Raw genomic sequence first — 16,598 nt, forward strand, 5'->3', positions numbered from 1 at the left:
ACCCGGAACAGAAAGCCTGGCAATGAGGAGAAACCCTACTTTGGCAATCTAATGAAATATAATTTCCGCAAGACACTGATGATGGGATGAGATAGTGGCCCACCAGCCGAGTAACTCGGGCGAAGTCCTTCAAAGCGTCATTCCATTCCGAAACAGAGGATGGTAAGGTGCCTATGGCGAGTTCAGCATGGGGCGGAGTGTGACGACTTATGACAACTCGGGAAGATATACGTGAGCGGAGTAATCCTGGCAGCATCTCCGGGCGCGTGTCGTCCGGTAGGGTTTCACCCCATGGCGGGATCCGGAATATCTTCCTACGTTTTTCCCATAGTAATATCGGGAACCCCGCAGGAACCATGAATACGAATCCATTACACGAGGAAGCAATGATCATTCACGGAACGGGCATCGGCATGGTGACCCGCGGCATGGTGCGGGAGCGCGCCGCCGAGCTGGCGGCGATCAATGGGCGGATGCCTCACGAGGCGTCGAAGTCGGATTGGGAGGAGGCCAAACGCGAACTCACGGGCGGAAGCGAATTGGATGAGAATCAAACATTGCTGGAATCGGCACCGGAATCCGACCGCTGGAATCCAATTCCCGGATCGCCGGGACACGAGGCGCCGGTGGCCTTCGGTGACAATGAGGACGAGAACGGCCGCAGCGTCGGCGAGCGGCTTTTCGAAGAGGGCGTGGATGAGGCCGGGCATGATCAGATGCTGGCCGGCGTGAGGAAGATTTCGTTAGGTGACTGATGATTGCAAAACACGATCGCCTCCCGGGCCATACAGGTCGGGAGGCGTTCCGCCGGCTGCTCAGTCATACTCCCGGCTGTCGAGAATCGCCTGTTGCAGGTCGAAGTCCGATTCACCTGTCAGCTCGCGCTTCGCCTGCTCGTAGTCCATCTGTTTGATTTGATGGGGATTCCGACCTGCGAGCAATGCAAGCTCAAGGGTCCGGGTCTGCACCATGTGCCGCGTCACTCGCCGGGCCGGAATCGCGGTTCCCGGGTGCATGTCATTCTTTTCAAGAGTTGTATTCATGATGGGGGATCGGGTATTCGGTTAGCGTTCGGAGAAGGCGGGCCTGGCGACGTCATCTTCCAAGGTGCTTTGGATGTCCGCCCGCGTGAGTTTTACCGACACCTTGGAATCCTCATAACAGATATTCAGAATGGACGCCGTAGAAATCAGGATCTGCTTGCCGGCATACCAGTGTCCGGTTTCAACGATCAGGTCGGCGATGGCCCAGCTTTTGTGATCCACCAGGAAACCGGTCACATGACCCAGCAATCCGTCGCTCGCCTCGATGGCATATCCGGCGACCGCGCGCGTGCTCCTGAGGTGGACGTCGTCGATGGCTTCCCGTTCCTTTTTCGCGTCGTTATCCAGCACGAGTGACGGTGACAAGGTCGGCAGGCCGCCAATGCCCCACAGTCCGGTCGAATCCCAGTAGGCGGGCCAACTGTAGTAGTGATAATAATCCTTCTCGTGCTGCCGCGTCACGGGCCGGTGCGACTCGATCGACGGACTGTTCTCGATTTGCTCCTTCGTCAGGCGCACCGACAGCGTTTCGCCATCGGGACCAAATCCGTCGAACGCATGAGGGGCGAGCAAAACCTGCCGGCCTTGGAGCCAGGATCCCGTATCGACGATCAGATAGCGGATGATCCAGCTTTGATCGTCGAAATAGAAATCCTTCACATGGCCGATGTCTCCGTCCGTGGCGGCAAGCTTGATGCCGTAAATGTCTTTAATGTTCCTGAGCATGATGTTGTTTCTCCCTGCTTTCCGGGAAATCCGCCGCTGGGGCAGATCATTCCTCGGATCACACTTTCAATCTATCCGAGCGGAGTGCCGCAATCCATGGGGCGTTACCCTACTTGCAAGACAATCGATGCGGGTTGCAAATCGCAACGCGGCGCAACCATCGAACGCATGGAAACAACTGATCTGCCGTACCCACAAAAACATCCCGGGACGCGTGGCGACGGAGTGCTGCTTCGTCAGCACCTTGCTTTTTCGATGCATTCCTATCAATCTGCGGCCGGTCAACCCCACGACTACCGCAAGCAAACTCGGGACGGATGTTTCATCCAAATCCGTCAGAGCAGTGTTGTCGCCAGGTTGATGCTGAAGGCCACGATGACCGTGTTGAAGGCGAATGACAGCAGGCTGTGAACCAGCACGATGCGGCGGATTTCACGTGAGGTCACCTGGACATCGGAAACCTGGAAGGTCATTCCGATGACAAATGAAAAATAGGCGAAGTCCAGGAAGTCGGGCTCCTTTTCCTCTGGGAAATCAAGTCCCAAGCCTTCGCTTTCCGCATAGAACATGTGCGTGTAGTGGATGGCCAGCAAGGTGTGGACGAGGTTCCAGGAAAGTACCACGGTCACCGCGGCAAGGACGACGTGCTCGATCACCGCGAATCCCGGCGCCTGCTGGTCATGCAACAACTTGGCCTTGCCGAGCAAGACACCCGCCGCGCCCAAACTGACCAGCGCGGCGACGATCAGACAGCCGGCGATGACCGCCCGATTCGAGTCTTCCTGATCCGCATTCCGCACCCGCGCCTTGGCTCCGTGGGCGAGCATGCCTCCCCATGCGAGGAGCAGGCTGGTGGTTGCGAAAGCATCCCATGAAATCGCCAGGCTCACCGGCAATTTGAAAAAACGTAGGGTTGCCGCCAGTGCGATACCTCCTACGACCAAAGCCGTCGCCAGATGGTGGTGGGACTCGGCTTCGATGATGCGCCGCCACGTCCGTGCGGGCCATGACATGGATGCGTTCATGAATCCCTAGGAAAGGGCTTCGCGGCCGATAGAACAAGCTTAACCCTCCCGTCGTCCACATGGCTTGCACCTCGCAAGAGTCCGTCAAACCGTGTCGTCTCTATCACTGCCGACAATGATCGAAATGGTGGAGCGTAGCGGATTCGAACCGCTGACCCCTTGCATGCCATGCAAGTGCTCTACCAACTGAGCTAACGCCCCTTTCGGGTGGGGCGGAGGTTTATCGGCGGCACCGGGGATGGGCAAGAGGATTTTTGGAAAAAGATGCGGGTATCCGAAGGAATCCACATTTTTCGATGATTCAGCGTTTGCGGCGGAAAAGGGCGACCGCACCGAGGAGACCCAATATGGCGGTGGAAGGCTCGGGAATCGCCATCGCACCGGGCGAGGTGGTGAAGCGGCCGAGCAACTCCGCACGACCTTGATCACCTTCGAAAACGCGGAATTCATCCTGGGTGGAGAGCGTGCCGTCCATGGTGTTTTGGTCGACTTTGAAGGTGAGTTCGAGGTAGTAGCGGTTTCCTTGCGCGTCTGTGTAGTTCAGAGGGGACGCCCAGTTTCGCAGGGAGACGATATCGGCACTGGCAATCGGGTCGCTGGAGTTGGGGGAATTGACGAGATCGCTGGTGAAGGTGGCGTTTACATCGGGCATGCCGGACGGATTGGAGAAATGAAGGTTCAGGGCGATGTCCACGGCAGAGGCTCCGGTATTGGATTTAATGGTGCCGTTGCGATAGTAGAGATTGCCGACGCTGAAATACTCATTGGGCGAGATATTGGTCCCGCTGATCGGCTCAAACCACAGGGCGCTGCTGTGGGGGTAGTTTGATGTGGTGGAAGGAGTGCCCCATTGGAAGGCTGCGGAACCGGTCGGTCCGCTGGAAGACAGACTGGCAGGCGCGTCGGTCAGATCCATGCCCGCGGCATAGCCGTTGGTGAGGTTGTTATCCGAAATGAGCAGGCTGTTGCTGCTTTCGCTGGCGGCGTTTTCAAACGAGCCGGAAACTGTGAAACTGAGCGAACCTGGCAGGTTCTGAGCTTTCGCACTGATCTCGAAAATCGCGAAAACGATGCCGAGAATGGCGAAGAAACCAAGGGGGATCTTCATAGCAGGGGGGATGGGGTGGGGGATTTTGTCAGGGGCGGGGTGACCTGCTGACGGACTCACAATGTCACAAAATCGGACATAAGGAATCACGTGATCGCGTAATCTCAGGAAACCCGTATAATTTAAGTCTGAAGATCAATGCATGAGGACTTGGCGAACGGTGTTCCGTTTCCATACTCCGCGGCATGTCGAAGTATGCCGGAGAGGAAGTATTGGTGGTGCCGCGTGCATTGTTGGATGAAGTGGGGATGTTCGAGGGGATCCGCACGGAAGGGCTTGAGGCCGCAGTCGCACGGCTGCTGAATCCGGCGAATCATTTTTTCATGGATCGGGCGGCGGCCGAGGAGGATCCCAGCCACAAGCAGTTGATCCCCTACTGCATCTTCCGCTGCGGTGACCGCATCCTGCATTACACCCGCGGCAAATCAGGTGGCGAAAGCCGCCTCCACGCCAAAATTTCGGTGGGAGTGGGCGGTCATGTGAATCCTGTCGATACCGGCGGTGGCCGGACCGGTCCTGCCGCCTATCATGCGGCGGTCACCCGCGAGATCGAGGAAGAGTTGGACCTACCCGAAGAGCACGAGCACCGGATCATCGCCTTGCTGAATGACGAGTCGAATCCGGTGGGACAAGTTCATCTGGGAATTGTCCATTTGGTGGATTTGAAATCCGATGCGGTGGCGTCCCGCGAAGATGCGTTGTCGGATTTGGGGTTCACGCCGCTCGCGGATTTGAATGGTCCATGGTTCGAGCGCTTGGAGACGTGGTCGCAGTTTTGCATCCGTCATTTGTCGGATTCAGTCCGATGATGACTGGCATGATCCGGCGGGATTTGATTCTCCGAATCTTGGTCCAAATCATGCATTTTGAGCAGCCGAAGGCAATGTGTCCAATCGAAAAGTCATCCCCGCGGCAACTTGTGTTCCAACGGGATGTGCGAATTGCAACGCGTGAAATTTTCACCCTGTTTTCGCAGATTGAGGTGGCGATACTTTGAAATACCCACCAATATCACACCGGATAGATTAACGACTTCAATCGAGCGCCCCATGTCAGTCACACCGAAGCCCCCCAAGCCCAGAATCCTCATTGTCACGCCTGAGATCACCTATTTGCCGTCAGGCATGGGAAACATGGCCCAACGGATGTCTGCAAAGGCGGGGGGGTTGGCGGACGTTTCCGCGTCGCTGGTGTCGGCGTTGTTCGAACTCGGAGCGGATGTCCACGTGGCGATGCCGAACTATCGGCGGATGTTTCAGGGAGACATTTTCAACCTCCACGAGCGGGAGTTGAGGAAATACCACGAGGTTCTGCCGGAAGCACACATCCATCTAGCGGAAGATCGGATTTTCTACTATCGCGAACAGGTTTACAGCAACCGGAACGACGAGTCGATGCGCATCGCCCTGGTGTTCCAGCGTGAGGTGATCAACCACATCATCCCGCGGGTGATGCCGGATCTGGTGCACTGCAACGACTGGATGACCGCGCTGATTCCTGCGATGGCCCGGCGTCGCGGGATCAAGAGTCTTTTCACGGTTCATAACATCCACACGCGGCAAGTGTCGCTGGCGCAAATCGAGGAAGCGGGAATTGATGCGGCGGAGTTCTGGATGAACCTCTATTTCTCCGGCCCGCCGTCCAACTACGACCACGCCCGGTCGCATGTGCCGGTGGACCTTCTGACTTCGGGGATTTTCGCGGCGCACTATATCAATACTGTTAGTCCGCGTTTCCTTTGGGAAATGGTCGAAGGCTGGCATGCGGTGGTTCCGGATTCGGTGCGCGCCGAGCTGCGCAGCAAGTATGCGGCAGGATGTTCTGCTGGAATTCTCAATGCGCCGGACGTGTCCTACGATCCCGCGACGGATGACTCGCTGGTTCAGAATTTCACCGAGGCGGATTTCGTTGCGGGCAAGGCGGCTAACAAGCTGGCCCTCCAGCGCGAGCTTCAACTGAACGAGGATGTCAACGCTCCGATCTTCTTCTGGCCGTCGCGTCTCGATCCGGTTCAAAAAGGCCCGCAGCTCCTCACTGAGATCCTGCACAGTCTGGTTTCGGATTACTGGGACCGCGACTTGCAGGTCGTTGTCGTCGCGAACGGACCTCATCAGGAATGGATCGATAAAATCGTCTGCGCGTTCGACTTGCGGCATCGAGTGGCGATCGTTGATTTCGAGGAACGTCTCTCGCGCCTCGCGTATGCGGCTTCCGATTTCATGCTGATGCCCTCGTTGTTCGAGCCGTGCGGCTTGCCGCAAATGACTTCGCCGCTCTATGGATCCCTTCCCATCGTACACTCCACCGGCGGCCTTTACGACACCGTCCACCCGCTGGATGTCGGAAATTCGACGGGCAATGGTTTCCGTTTCGACCACTACAACTCGAATGCGTTCCGCTGGTCGATCGACCAGGCGATGGAGTTTTACGCACTTCCGCCCGAAATCCGCGAACGCGAGATCCGTCGCGTAATGATCGAAAGCCAGCAGGAGTTCAGTCACAAGGAGGTGGCCCGCCGCTACATCGCGATCTACGAGGAAATGCTCGCACGTCCGCTGGTGGAGAAGGAATCCGGCGAGGTGATCAAGGCGATCGCAGAAAGTCTGACTGAAAGCCTTCCCGGCTTCTAACGATCACTGCCTTGCGACGTTGTTTTGCCACAAAGGTGATGCTGGAACATCGTTAGGCCGGCAGACGATGATGCCCGCGTGCTTCGATGCCCCGTTCACGTAGTCGCTGATCGGCCGGTCGATGATGACCATCCGCCCCTTGTCGCGATCCGAAGTCGCATGGGTGAAATAGGCACGGTCATTTAATCTGACGATCATGCCAACGTGGGAGGTGTAGCCGGTGGGATCATTCGAAGTGATCGCGCAGATGTCGCCATTCTGAAGATATTTCTCGGCGTCCCTCACCTTCGATTTCGGGACATGATAGACCGGCAGGTTGGATACCTGTGCTTCGATTCTGCCCATCGGCTCGATCAACGAAGGATCGGATCGGAGATAGCGGTAAGCTTTCCACTGCACCGTCATCTCGTGGATTTCGCGGTGGATTTTCTGCGCGCCCGGAATCCGCGAGGTGATGTTGGTCGCATAGCCGCGGCGCTGGTTGTCGTAGAAAACCTCTTCCAGATGGTGCATCCGGCTCAGGTAGTTTCCGGTGCAGACACCGTTCCGATAGCGTTCGATTTCCACCATCTGCAGCATGTCCTGCGGCTTGTAGGGAGCCGGCTTGTATTTGAGCATCCGTGAAATCGCCAATGCGTTTTCATAATACGTCCAGCAGTCCATGCCCTTGAGATTGGCGACCGGGGATTCGATGCGGTCATCGACCTCCAAGGAGTAATTGATATAAGGAGTGCCGACCAATTCGCGGGCGATGCGGATGGTCCGCTCGCCGATCGGCAGATTGCGCCAGTTCTCGCGCTCGGCCTTGGCGACAACCGCATAAAACTTCGCATCGCCTTGGAACACCGTGGTCAATGGCAACCGCGGGGGCACCGCCGGAGGAATCGGCTTCTGGGCCTGTGCCGCATCCAGCCCGAGGAGCGCGATTGCCATGCATAATCGGGTGAACGAAAATTTCATGTTCTCCCCATAGCCGAAAATCCGGGGCGGTAAAAGGGAACATTCGGGAAAATCACGCTGGCTCCGGTCGTGCTTCCTCACCGGAAGGCCCTCAGACACCCTTCGGTCATCTTGCGGATTATCTCGTTGTGCGTCTGTCTGGCGATTTCCTCCGGTTTCCTCCGGTTTCCAGGATAGCGATTTGAGTTCATTCAATTTCACGCATTCCAATATCACTCCGTAGGTGCGGATGAATTTCAGTGCTTCCGCCTCATTCTTTGGAGGGTGGAGATCGACACCCGGGGCAAAACGGCCACTTTCGCGAGCCCTTCTGAAGACAGGGCTGGAAGCTGGATTGATGCGAGAAGCGGAAGCGGAGCTTTCATGGTTCTAGGGAGTAGTTAGAGTCGGCCATTGTTTGCCGCCCGGCAGTTGGAAGCGGACGGCGGGGTCCTGAGCATGGATGTCGCAACCAGTTAGGGCAGGGGAAACAGACGGATCATCGGCGGAAATACGTTCGCCGCGGGCAAGGCGTCCGCTGTTTTTCCGGATGAAATTACGCCAGGCGTCACGGATGGCGAAGCGCTCCTCGCGGGTGAAATTGCTGTTGCCACTGCTGCTACCCGAGGTCAGGTCGATGGTTCCCAAGGCCAGTTGTCTCAGGGCCTCGGACATGAAGTCCTGATCGGTGATGACCTCGCACCAGGCGTTCCACAATTCCACCCGGGCGCCGAGGGCAAATGCAGAGGAACTCGCCGCGGATTGGACAAAAGTCTCGTGGGTGGTTTCCACAATCTGGCAGAGCGGACGGATGAAGAGAGCGCGTCCGGACTTGCCCGCCACCTCACAAGCGGTGCGCAGGACGCCCCAATCCTTGTCCTCCAGTGCCTTCATGAGTGTGGGTTCAAACACATCTGAAACGGGAGTGGGAATGGCGAGAATGGCGTTCTGCCGGAATGTCGGAGGATTCGCATCGCTGAAAGCAATGAGCGTCTGTTGCCAGCGGTCGGTCGCAGGACGCGGTAGGGTGGGATCTGCGAGTTCGCGGAACTGGGCGAGTAGGACGGCTGAGCCGCCAGCGGGGTCTGGGCCAAGGCTCCATCCACGGCCGCGCAGGGCGTCGATGGCTGCGATGAGGCTGCGCAGGGGCGGTGGTGGATCGAGCACGTTGGCTCCTTTTCCAGAGCGGATTTCCCATGGCCCGTCGAGCGCGGTCTGGGTGGCTTCCAACAAAGGTCCGGCTTGGGAGGCATCGCCCTGGGCTTGGATGAAAGATGCGCCGAGTTCCACAGCCTCGGCGTCCTTGCTGTGGAGGAGGGCAAGTGCGGATTTGAGCAAGGGTTCGCGGTATTTCGGATACCAATCTTCAAGCGCGGCGCGATTCTCCTTCCACGATGGGAAAGCGGGTTTGTCTGGGGTGGACAAGGCGGGCATCCGCCACTTTAACAAGTTTCCCGCAGCTTTGACGATATCGGCCGATGGATGCTCTAGCAGGTTGAGCAGAGCCTCGAATGCAGCCCTGCCGGAGATCCCGGCGATGCCTGTCACTGCGGCGATATGACCGGCCTCAGCCTCACGGATGAGGGCAGGCAGGAACACGCCGTTCTTGAGCTTCTCCAATTGAAAGAGCCGATCTTGATCATCGCCAGCACAGAGATCACGCACACGGGCTGCCGCCTCATCCGCGGTGGGCATGACGATTTCGATTCGCGCTTTCCCTATCGGATGGGGCCGAGCCTCGTTCACGAGCCAGCCGAGATCATGGCAGGCCTCGACCGTGTAGATCCCCGCGCCGGGGAAGGTGACATAGCCCGCCAACGGGAAGGTGATGTCGAATGCGGCCCCAGGTTCGATTTTTTGGGAACCCATTATGCCGCCGAATTCCGGCAGCCCCTCGCTCGCATCCGGCAGTGCGCCGCCCTGCGTGTCGGTGACTCGGATTTTCAAACGTAAGGGAAAACCCGTCCCGCGATAATCGCCGCCGGTGGAGATTTCAAATGGCTCGGCACCGGCGTTTCTAACCGTGAATGTGCCGGGGATTGCATCGCCGAGCCTCAGCTTTTCCGGGAGTTTCAGGCTGACCTCCGCACCGGTAGGCACTGGGAACTTGGCGCCATACTCGGTTTTTATGGGAAGGGGGTTGCCCGCATAGGCGAAGGAGGTGAGGCAAAGCGACAGGAAGAAGGCTTTCATGGGCGGTGGAAGGATTTCATCCAAACAGAAGACGCGGCAGGATGGGTTTTCTTGGAAAAAATTGAAATCATTGGGTTGGCATTCTCCCCGAAATCATGGTGGCCGTCAGGGAATAATCCTGAACTTCACCTTGCGGCGCCCGGCTTGCGCGTCAGCAGCGGTTCGAAGACATACCATTGCCGCCAGTGCTTGCGGACGATGCTGAGAATCGTCGTCGCCCAGATCTCCGCGGCATCGTCGTCCACGCCACGTTTCCTTGGCGGAAGATCCACTTCCGGCAGCACGATGACCCGATATCTGCGCCATCCGTCTCGGACGATGAACAGAGGAAATGACGGCGCACCCGTTGCCCTCGCGAGGAACAGCGGGCCTTTGGGGATCCGCATCGTTAGCCCCGACTCGACCTCCACATCCATCGGAGAAACGTCGAAGATCACCCGATCGCCCTGCACCGCCACGATGTGACCCTCGCCTAACAATCGTGCGAGCTCGATGCCGAGAAGGTTTCCCTCCTGATTGTAGAGCGTGCGGAAATTCGGATTTTCAGCCTCTTTCCGGCGGACTTCCTGCTCGCGGAGTTTTTGTGTTTCCGGTTCCCGCTCGGGTGCGCGGACCGTGTAGAGGGTCCGGTGAAAGCGCGAAGCGAACATCGGGGCGGCGATGTCGTAGTTTCCCATGTGCGCTGTTAGGATGATGCAGCCTTCCTTGCGATGCGCCAGATCCTCCATGTGGGCGAGTCCTTCAACCGCCCAATCCACCGCACCGGTTCCGGTTTCACAGCGCATCGCATCGACGAAGGTCAGCGCGAAATTCCAGAACACCTGCCACGCGCCGACCTTCGCCCGCAGTGAACTCCATTCCGGATGCAGCGCTTTTAAATTTCCAGCAACGGCCCGTCGTTGCGCCTTTGCCACAAGGAAAAATAAAAACGTCCAGCCCGCGATCAGCACCGGTTCGAGGAAAAACGGTGTCACGCGCAGCGCCCGCAGCATCAGCTTCGTCGGCAAATCGCCGAAGACTCCCAGCCTCGCGCTCCATCGTGATTTTTTGCTGTCAGGCACTTGGGGAAAGGAAACTGCCAGCTCACGTGACTGCAAGCCGTGCTTTCAGTTTGCTCCCTCGAACCCCACATCCTCCTGCAAATTCTTCCCCGCCACCGCGATGTTTCCCAACTCGTCGCAACGCTCGTTTTCCACATTCCCCGCGTGGCCCTTCACCCAGCGCCAATCCACCTTGTGCCCGCCGATCGCCGCCAGCAGGCGCAGCCAGAGATCCTGGTTCTTCACCGGTTGCTTGGCCGCCGTCTGCCAGCCGCGCTTTTTCCATCCGTCGATCCATTTCTTGGAAATCGCATCGATCAAATACTTCGAATCCGAGTGCAACTCCACTTGGCACGGCTCGCTCAGCATTTCCAGAGCCGCGATCGCCGCCCGCAGTTCCATCCGATTGTTGGTCGTCAGCCGGTAGCCCTCGGACAACTCCATCCGGTGTTTTCCAAAGACCAGCACCGCACCGAATCCGCCCGGCCCCGGGTTCCCCTTGCAGCCGCCATCCGTATGAATCACCACCCGTTTCATTCGCGGGGAAACTGTTCACCCGGCGATTCACTGACAAGACAAACGGGCCGAAAGCCCAAAGAGTTTACCGCAAAGGCGCAAAGCTCTCTTTTTCCGGCCTTCCTGCCTTCCTTGTCCAAATCTCTTTCTCTGCGTCCCTTTGCGACCTCCGCGCCTTTGCGGTAAATTTTCTCTCCAAATTATTTTCTAAGGAAATCCCTCCATCCGTGTCTTCATTGACGAAAGCATGACCACGCACCCGTCGATTCATGGAAACCCTGACCTCCAGCGCCCGTTCCCAGGCTGACGCCGGAGTCCGGCCGGTGATTCCATTCCGCCCCTTGAAACGCCCCATGGAGGAAAAACCATCACTCCGGCAGGTCTTCGATGCGGAGGAATCCCCGTTGCTCCGCTATGCCCACGGCCTCGTCGGTCAGCGGGAAACCGCCGAAGACCTCGTTCAGGACGCGTTTTTAAAACTCCACGCCCACTGGGACGAAGTCATCCACCCGAGAGCCTGGCTTTTCCGCTGCATCCGCAATCTCGCCCTCAGCCACATCCGCGATCACAAACGCGAAACTCCCATCGAAGACGGCCGCGAATTCCAAAGCCAGTCACCCGATCCCGAACAGACCCTTGGAAAACTCGAAGCTATCGGCACCCTTCAATTGTTAGTTTCCGAACTCCACGAAGATGACCGCGCCCTCATTTCCCTCAAATACCACGAAGGTCTCAAATACGACCAGATCAGCAAACGCACCGGCATCAGCGTCGGCAACGTCGGCTACAAACTCCACCACGCCTTGAAAAACCTCGCCGATTCACTCCGCCGCCTCGGCGTGGAAAGCCCCGAGGGCTGATAGCAGATCAGTAACCGGAGATCTCAGATCTTCTTCCCCGTTCTTCCATCCACGACCCCCAATCTCCGATCCCCAATCTCCGATCCCCAATCCTACCATGGACCACGAACCTCCAACTCCCTTCGACACCGTCGGCGACCAGCCCGTTGAGGCCCGCATCGTCGCATGGGTGTTAGGCGAATCCTCCGCCTTCGAAGCCGCCGAGCTCGAACGCCTCTGTGAGGAACGCCCCGAACTCCTCGTCTTCCGCCGCCGCATGCGCGCCCTCCACGGACTTCTCACCGAAGCCGAAGCCTCCGAAGCCGATCACTCGTGGAAACTCCCGCCGGAGAAACGCAAGCTGTTGGATGAGATTTTCGGTGAGGAAAAGGTCGTAAAATTGGAACTCGAAAAAGAACGGGACATCCGCCGCAGCGGGCGCAGGGCGATCCTCGCCATTGCAGCGTGTTTGATGTTGGCTTTGGTGATCACCCGGCTGATTCCTTGGAAATACGAGAGCGAGGCCATCATCGAGATCAAGTCGAGGTCGTCGATGGATTTGGGTTTCGACAAAACGAAGGGAGAGAAGTCGCAAGATCCGAAAATGACCGCAGAGTTTTTCGGGACGGAGTTTGAAAAAATCAAAAGCAGCAATTCCCTTGGAAAAGTGGTGGATAAACTTGCGCTAACGGATCGCTGGAAAGTGGACAAGGAGGATGCCATCAAGATCCTCAAAGACAGTGTCAAACCTCAGAACATCCGTGGAACCGATCTGATCTCGATCCGGGTAAAAAACGCCAATGAGCAGGATGCCAAAGAGATCGCCCATGAAGTAGCCTTGGCCTACAAAGACTACCGGACTGAGATCGACCAACGCGACACGAATAAAGAGTTGTATGAACTTAACAAAGCCGTCCGCGACCAGGAGGACAAGGTCGAGGAGCGCCGCAAGGTGCTGGCCACCATCGTCAGAACCAAAGGGATCATCTACAAGGGGCAGGATTCGTTCTATGGCGCTAGCGGAGTGGATGAAGACCAAGCCGCCCGAGGCGCGCTTCAAACCTACAACGACCTGCAGACTCAAAAGATGCAGATGGAGAGTCAGATCAACAGTTTGTTGAAATATGACAACGACGAGCTGTTGCAGTATGCTTCGGGGCTCGATTTGCCGGAAAATGCCGTCCGCAATTTATATCCACAATACATTCAAGCGAAACGCGCATTCGGCGGTCTGAAAATCGAAGGATCGGGCGATAACCACCCACGGGTTAAGGCGGCAGCTGAAAATATCGACGCCATGAAACGTCAGCTTGACGAGAGCGTCATTAACCTGAGGTCAACTCTTCAGACTCAGCTGAGCATGGCATCCGATCGATTGAAAAATGTCGAGATGATGAAGAACGACACTCATGAGGAAGCGATCAAACGTGGACTCGACGCCCAAGACTACGTCGATGCCAAACGCGATTTTGAAACCGATCAACAGCTTCTCCAAACGATGAAGTTAGAGCAGATCAACAAGACAATCACAGGAAAGATGCCCTCTGATTCCATCGTCATTCACGAAGATCCCTTGCCCGAATCTTCTACTTCCCTGTCATCGGCCGTTGTCGCAGCACCTGCCAGCCCCGCTTCTCCGGCCGCCGCACCTGTGGGCACGGCTGATGGAGGTAAGGAAATGACGATGTCCTTGGCGAAATCCAAAGCAGGGCTCGCGGAGGCCCAGCAGGACCTCAAGCGCGAGCGGTTGGTGACAGGGAGAAAGACGGCGGAACCTGCGCAGGCTTCGGTGGCAGACACCGATCTTCCGGAACTTGCGGAGTCGTCCAAATTGGAATCCGCCCCGAAGCTCCCCAACACAAGGGGAGCGGGAGGCTTTGGAGGAGGAATCGACATCGTCGGAGGCTCTTCTTTTGGGTTGAAGGCCGATAACGCATTGCGCGACGCGGCTGCTTCGGCGGACACACTCGCGAAGAACGACGACGCACCCTCACTCAGCTCTTTCTCACGTCGGCGGACCGATACTAGAGAGTTAGAGAGTCAGCCCCGCGCGGGCATGAACCTGAGCCAACGCTTCGATGACTCCACTCAAGAAACTCCTCTGGAGCAGGCAGAAAAAGGTGATTTCGTCAGCCCGGTCAATGGCACCAGCGTTGATGGGATTCCAGCAGACCCGGACCAGCTCGCCGCTAACAGTGTGACCAACGGCCTGCGCAGCGGCGACCAGGCGATCAACCGCAACTCCATCGACGCGATTCTCAATAATCCCAATCGCACTGCCGGTGAAAATAAGAAGTCTCTATCTGACGAAGAGGACGGTCCGACGACCAGCAGCCCGTTATCCCTCAACCTTAAAGCGAAAGGTAACTACCGTCAGTCAAAAAAAATGCCGACCCTCGCCGCCAAGGATTCCTCAGAGGTCCCTGCGAAACAATCGGAAGTTGACGAGCTCGCGGGAAAGATCAGGCCCCGTGCGGTCCCGCCTCCTGGACAACCAACGGCTTCGCGGAAACCGGAAGGAGATCTTGGTGATCTTTCCCAGCGGGGAAAGGCCGTCTTGGAAGATCCGATCCGCACCAACCCGGCGCTCACCGCCGAACACGGAGAGAACATGGACAAGGTCCGCAAGGAACTTTACACGGCGGAAGGTAATTTCAATTTGGGTAAGAATGATGATTCGAAGAAGGCTTACGAAGAGGTTCTGAAAACGGATCCCTATAACTCGGCAGCCCGCCGCGGATTGGATAAAGTCGCCCAAGCAAAAACCGACTACTATCGCGCCGCTTACGATCACACTCGCGCCGAGTTGCTGTCACAGGTGGACTCGTCATGGGAACTCAAGGTTCCTACCGATAAGAACGCTCCGGCGAGCTCAATTCCGTCCGGCGGAGCTGAAGATGGTGAAGCATTGAAAAGATTGGAGGAAGGCAAACTAACCGGTTCTTCCGAATCTGCTGTTCCCGAAATCGAGATGGGTAATGTCACTGCTGGTGGTAGTCACCCCATAATGTTCGGTGATATGAATCTCCGCGCCGGTTCTGAACTGTCTGAGTTTTCGTCGAACCTTAGTGCCGATCCTGAAATCTTCACTGAAAAGTCGAATTTGAATTGGGATTCTTCCAAGTTGGGTGAGAAAAAACCGTGGGATGAAGATAATAGTTTATACCTTTTCCGCGGAATGGATTTGGGCAAGGCCGAGGATGCGAAAGTGAATCTCGCGGACCTGATGGAGGAAATACCCGCTTCGGAAAACCCATACTCCACCTTCTCCCTCAACATCAGCGACGCCTCGTTCCAACTCGCCAAGGCGGCGATTGCGAAAGGCGAAATGCCGGATCCGCAAAGCGTCAAGCCCGAGCAGTTTTACAACGCCGTGGACTACGGTGATCCCGCTCCAACTTCTAACGAACCCGTCGCCGCGACGGTCGAGCAATCCGCGCATCCCATCATTCCCGGGAGAAACCTGGTGCGGGTGGCGTTGCGCACCGCGTCGGTCGGTCGCGCCGCGTCGCAACCGTTGCGGCTTACGTTGTTGGTGGATCAATCGGGATCAATGGTCCGCGAGGATCGCCGCGCCGCGATGGAAAACGCCTTGAAACAACTCGGCGGACTTTTGACCAAAAACGACAGTGTCACGATCGTCGGGTTTTCCCGGACGCCGCATTTGCTGGCCGACGGATTGGCCGGTGATCAAAGCGCAAAGCTCGGTGAGATCATCAACCAAACCGCCAGCGAAGGCGGAACGAATCTGGAAGAAGCGATGAAACTCGGCGCGCAAATGGCGGAGCGTCATCAGCTCGCCGGTGCCCAGAACCGCATCGTCCTCTTCACCGACGGCGCGGCCAATCTCGGCAATGCCAACCCGGAACGGCTCGCGAAACAAGTCACCTCCCTCCGTCAGAAGGGCATCGCGTTCGATATCGCCGGCATCGGCGCGGATGGACTCAACGATCGTTTGTTAGGCGAACTCGCCCGCCACGGCAACGGCCGCTATTACGTCGTGGGCGACGCCAGGAACGACAGTTTCGCCCGCCAACTCGCCGGAGCCTTCCGCCCGGCGGCGGAGAACGTGAAAGTCCAGGTGAACTTCAATCCGCAGCGCGTCGGGAAATACAAACTCATCGGCTTCGAAAAAGACCGGCTCAAGACCGAGGATTTCCGCAACGACTCCGTGGACGCGGCAGAACTCGCCGCGGACGAAGCGGGGGTCGCGATCTATCAGGTTGAAACGCTTCCCGAAGGAACCGGTGAGATCGGCGAGGTCAGCGTGCGTTTCCGCGACACCGCCAGCAGCGAAATGGTCGAACGGAGCTGGACGATTCCCCATGAGTCGTCCGCCACCGCCTTCGATCGTGCCTCACCGTCGATGCAACTCGCGGGCCTCTCCTTGCTCGCCGCCGAAAAACTCAAGGGCGGCCCCTTGGCCGATGCCATCGATTTCAAACTGCTCGCCGGTCCAACCGCCTCGGTGAAGCAATTCTACGGAGCCAGCGCCCGCGTCGGCGAAATGCTCCAAGTCATCGAGAAGTTGAAGTAACT

At 57.4% G+C, this 16,598-nt stretch carries 13 protein-coding genes and 1 tRNA gene; 5 read left to right on the forward strand and 9 right to left on the reverse strand.

Annotated features, from left to right (window positions below):
- Nucleotides 1-356: 356 nt before the first annotated feature.
- Nucleotides 357-755: a hypothetical protein gene (locus ABIQ96_RS16100; RefSeq protein ID WP_348215642.1), complete on the forward strand. Its 399-nt coding sequence runs from the start codon at nucleotides 357-359 to the stop codon at nucleotides 753-755.
- Nucleotides 756-815: 60 nt separating this feature from the next.
- Here ABIQ96_RS16100 and ABIQ96_RS16105 read toward each other — a convergent pair whose 3' ends face one another.
- From ABIQ96_RS16105 to ABIQ96_RS16125, 5 genes are all read right to left on the reverse strand, one after another.
- Entirely contained in the window at nucleotides 816-1,043 is a 228-nt protein-coding gene (locus ABIQ96_RS16105; protein ID WP_348215643.1) for a hypothetical protein, read from the reverse strand.
- A 21-nt stretch (nucleotides 1,044-1,064) separates the two neighbouring features.
- A complete protein-coding gene (locus tag ABIQ96_RS16110; RefSeq protein WP_348215644.1) occupies nucleotides 1,065-1,769 on the reverse strand; it encodes a PRC-barrel domain-containing protein in 705 nt (234 codons plus the stop codon).
- 335 nt (nucleotides 1,770-2,104) lie between these two features.
- Nucleotides 2,105-2,794: a DUF1345 domain-containing protein gene (locus ABIQ96_RS16115; RefSeq protein ID WP_348215645.1), complete on the reverse strand. Its 690-nt coding sequence runs from the start codon at nucleotides 2,792-2,794 to the stop codon at nucleotides 2,105-2,107.
- 125 nt (nucleotides 2,795-2,919) lie between these two features.
- A tRNA-Ala gene (locus ABIQ96_RS16120) sits at nucleotides 2,920-2,995 on the reverse strand.
- A 100-nt stretch (nucleotides 2,996-3,095) separates the two neighbouring features.
- Entirely contained in the window at nucleotides 3,096-3,902 is an 807-nt protein-coding gene (locus tag ABIQ96_RS16125) for a choice-of-anchor K domain-containing protein (RefSeq protein WP_348215646.1), read from the reverse strand.
- A 185-nt stretch (nucleotides 3,903-4,087) separates the two neighbouring features.
- Between ABIQ96_RS16125 and ABIQ96_RS16130 the strand changes: the two genes are divergently transcribed.
- Together ABIQ96_RS16130 and ABIQ96_RS16135 are read left to right on the forward strand one after the other, a co-directional pair.
- Nucleotides 4,088-4,711, forward strand: a complete 624-nt coding sequence (locus ABIQ96_RS16130) for a hypothetical protein (RefSeq protein WP_348215647.1) — start codon at nucleotides 4,088-4,090, stop codon at nucleotides 4,709-4,711.
- A 240-nt stretch (nucleotides 4,712-4,951) separates the two neighbouring features.
- On the forward strand, nucleotides 4,952-6,532 hold the full coding sequence (locus ABIQ96_RS16135; protein WP_348215648.1) for a glycogen/starch synthase: 1,581 nt from the start codon (nucleotides 4,952-4,954) through the stop codon (nucleotides 6,530-6,532).
- A 3-nt stretch (nucleotides 6,533-6,535) separates the two neighbouring features.
- Here the strand turns inward: ABIQ96_RS16135 and ABIQ96_RS16140 are convergent, their stop codons facing one another.
- The 4 genes from ABIQ96_RS16140 to rnhA all read right to left on the reverse strand — a co-directional run bounded on the left by ABIQ96_RS16140 (nucleotide 6,536) and on the right by rnhA (nucleotide 11,241).
- A complete protein-coding gene (locus ABIQ96_RS16140; protein WP_348215649.1) occupies nucleotides 6,536-7,465 on the reverse strand; it encodes an N-acetylmuramoyl-L-alanine amidase-like domain-containing protein in 930 nt (309 codons plus the stop codon).
- 396 nt (nucleotides 7,466-7,861) lie between these two features.
- A complete protein-coding gene (locus tag ABIQ96_RS16145) occupies nucleotides 7,862-9,664 on the reverse strand; it encodes a HEAT repeat domain-containing protein (protein WP_348215650.1) in 1,803 nt (600 codons plus the stop codon).
- Nucleotides 9,665-9,789: 125 nt separating this feature from the next.
- A complete protein-coding gene (locus ABIQ96_RS16150; protein WP_348215651.1) occupies nucleotides 9,790-10,725 on the reverse strand; it encodes a lysophospholipid acyltransferase family protein in 936 nt (311 codons plus the stop codon).
- 45 nt (nucleotides 10,726-10,770) lie between these two features.
- Nucleotides 10,771-11,241, reverse strand: coding sequence for a ribonuclease HI (rnhA, locus tag ABIQ96_RS16155; RefSeq protein ID WP_348215652.1), 471 nt, complete (start codon nucleotides 11,239-11,241; stop codon nucleotides 10,771-10,773).
- A 248-nt stretch (nucleotides 11,242-11,489) separates the two neighbouring features.
- Here rnhA and ABIQ96_RS16160 point away from each other — a divergent pair, with 248 nt between their 5' ends.
- Nucleotides 11,490-12,080 (forward strand): RNA polymerase sigma factor, encoded by a 591-nt coding sequence (locus tag ABIQ96_RS16160; protein ID WP_348215653.1) that lies wholly within the window; start codon nucleotides 11,490-11,492, stop codon nucleotides 12,078-12,080.
- Between the two features lie 97 nt (nucleotides 12,081-12,177).
- On the forward strand, nucleotides 12,178-16,596 hold the full coding sequence (locus ABIQ96_RS16165) for a von Willebrand factor type A domain-containing protein (protein ID WP_348215654.1): 4,419 nt from the start codon (nucleotides 12,178-12,180) through the stop codon (nucleotides 16,594-16,596).
- Nucleotides 16,597-16,598: the final 2 nt, after the last annotated feature.

Source organism: Luteolibacter sp., from assembly GCF_039920825.1.
Taxonomy (GTDB): Bacteria; Verrucomicrobiota; Verrucomicrobiia; order Verrucomicrobiales; family Akkermansiaceae; genus Luteolibacter.

What these genes read in the sequence shown, in the direction of transcription:
- ABIQ96_RS16100 (WP_348215642.1), top strand. Translation starts at nt 357, where the DNA reads ATGAATACGAATCCATTACACGAGGAAGCAATGATCATTCACGGAACG.
- ABIQ96_RS16105 (WP_348215643.1), bottom strand. Translation starts at nt 1,043, where the DNA reads ATGAATACAACTCTTGAAAAGAATGACATGCACCCGGGAACCGCGATT.
- ABIQ96_RS16110 (WP_348215644.1), bottom strand. Translation starts at nt 1,769, where the DNA reads ATGCTCAGGAACATTAAAGACATTTACGGCATCAAGCTTGCCGCCACG.
- ABIQ96_RS16115 (WP_348215645.1), bottom strand. Translation starts at nt 2,794, where the DNA reads ATGAACGCATCCATGTCATGGCCCGCACGGACGTGGCGGCGCATCATC.
- ABIQ96_RS16125 (WP_348215646.1), bottom strand. Translation starts at nt 3,902, where the DNA reads ATGAAGATCCCCCTTGGTTTCTTCGCCATTCTCGGCATCGTTTTCGCG.
- ABIQ96_RS16130 (WP_348215647.1), top strand. Translation starts at nt 4,088, where the DNA reads ATGTCGAAGTATGCCGGAGAGGAAGTATTGGTGGTGCCGCGTGCATTG.
- ABIQ96_RS16135 (WP_348215648.1), top strand. Translation starts at nt 4,952, where the DNA reads ATGTCAGTCACACCGAAGCCCCCCAAGCCCAGAATCCTCATTGTCACG.
- ABIQ96_RS16140 (WP_348215649.1), bottom strand. Translation starts at nt 7,465, where the DNA reads ATGGCAATCGCGCTCCTCGGGCTGGATGCGGCACAGGCCCAGAAGCCG.
- ABIQ96_RS16145 (WP_348215650.1), bottom strand. Translation starts at nt 9,664, where the DNA reads ATGAAAGCCTTCTTCCTGTCGCTTTGCCTCACCTCCTTCGCCTATGCG.
- rnhA (WP_348215652.1), bottom strand. Translation starts at nt 11,241, where the DNA reads ATGAAACGGGTGGTGATTCATACGGATGGCGGCTGCAAGGGGAACCCG.
- ABIQ96_RS16160 (WP_348215653.1), top strand. Translation starts at nt 11,490, where the DNA reads ATGGAAACCCTGACCTCCAGCGCCCGTTCCCAGGCTGACGCCGGAGTC.
- ABIQ96_RS16165 (WP_348215654.1), top strand. Translation starts at nt 12,178, where the DNA reads ATGGACCACGAACCTCCAACTCCCTTCGACACCGTCGGCGACCAGCCC.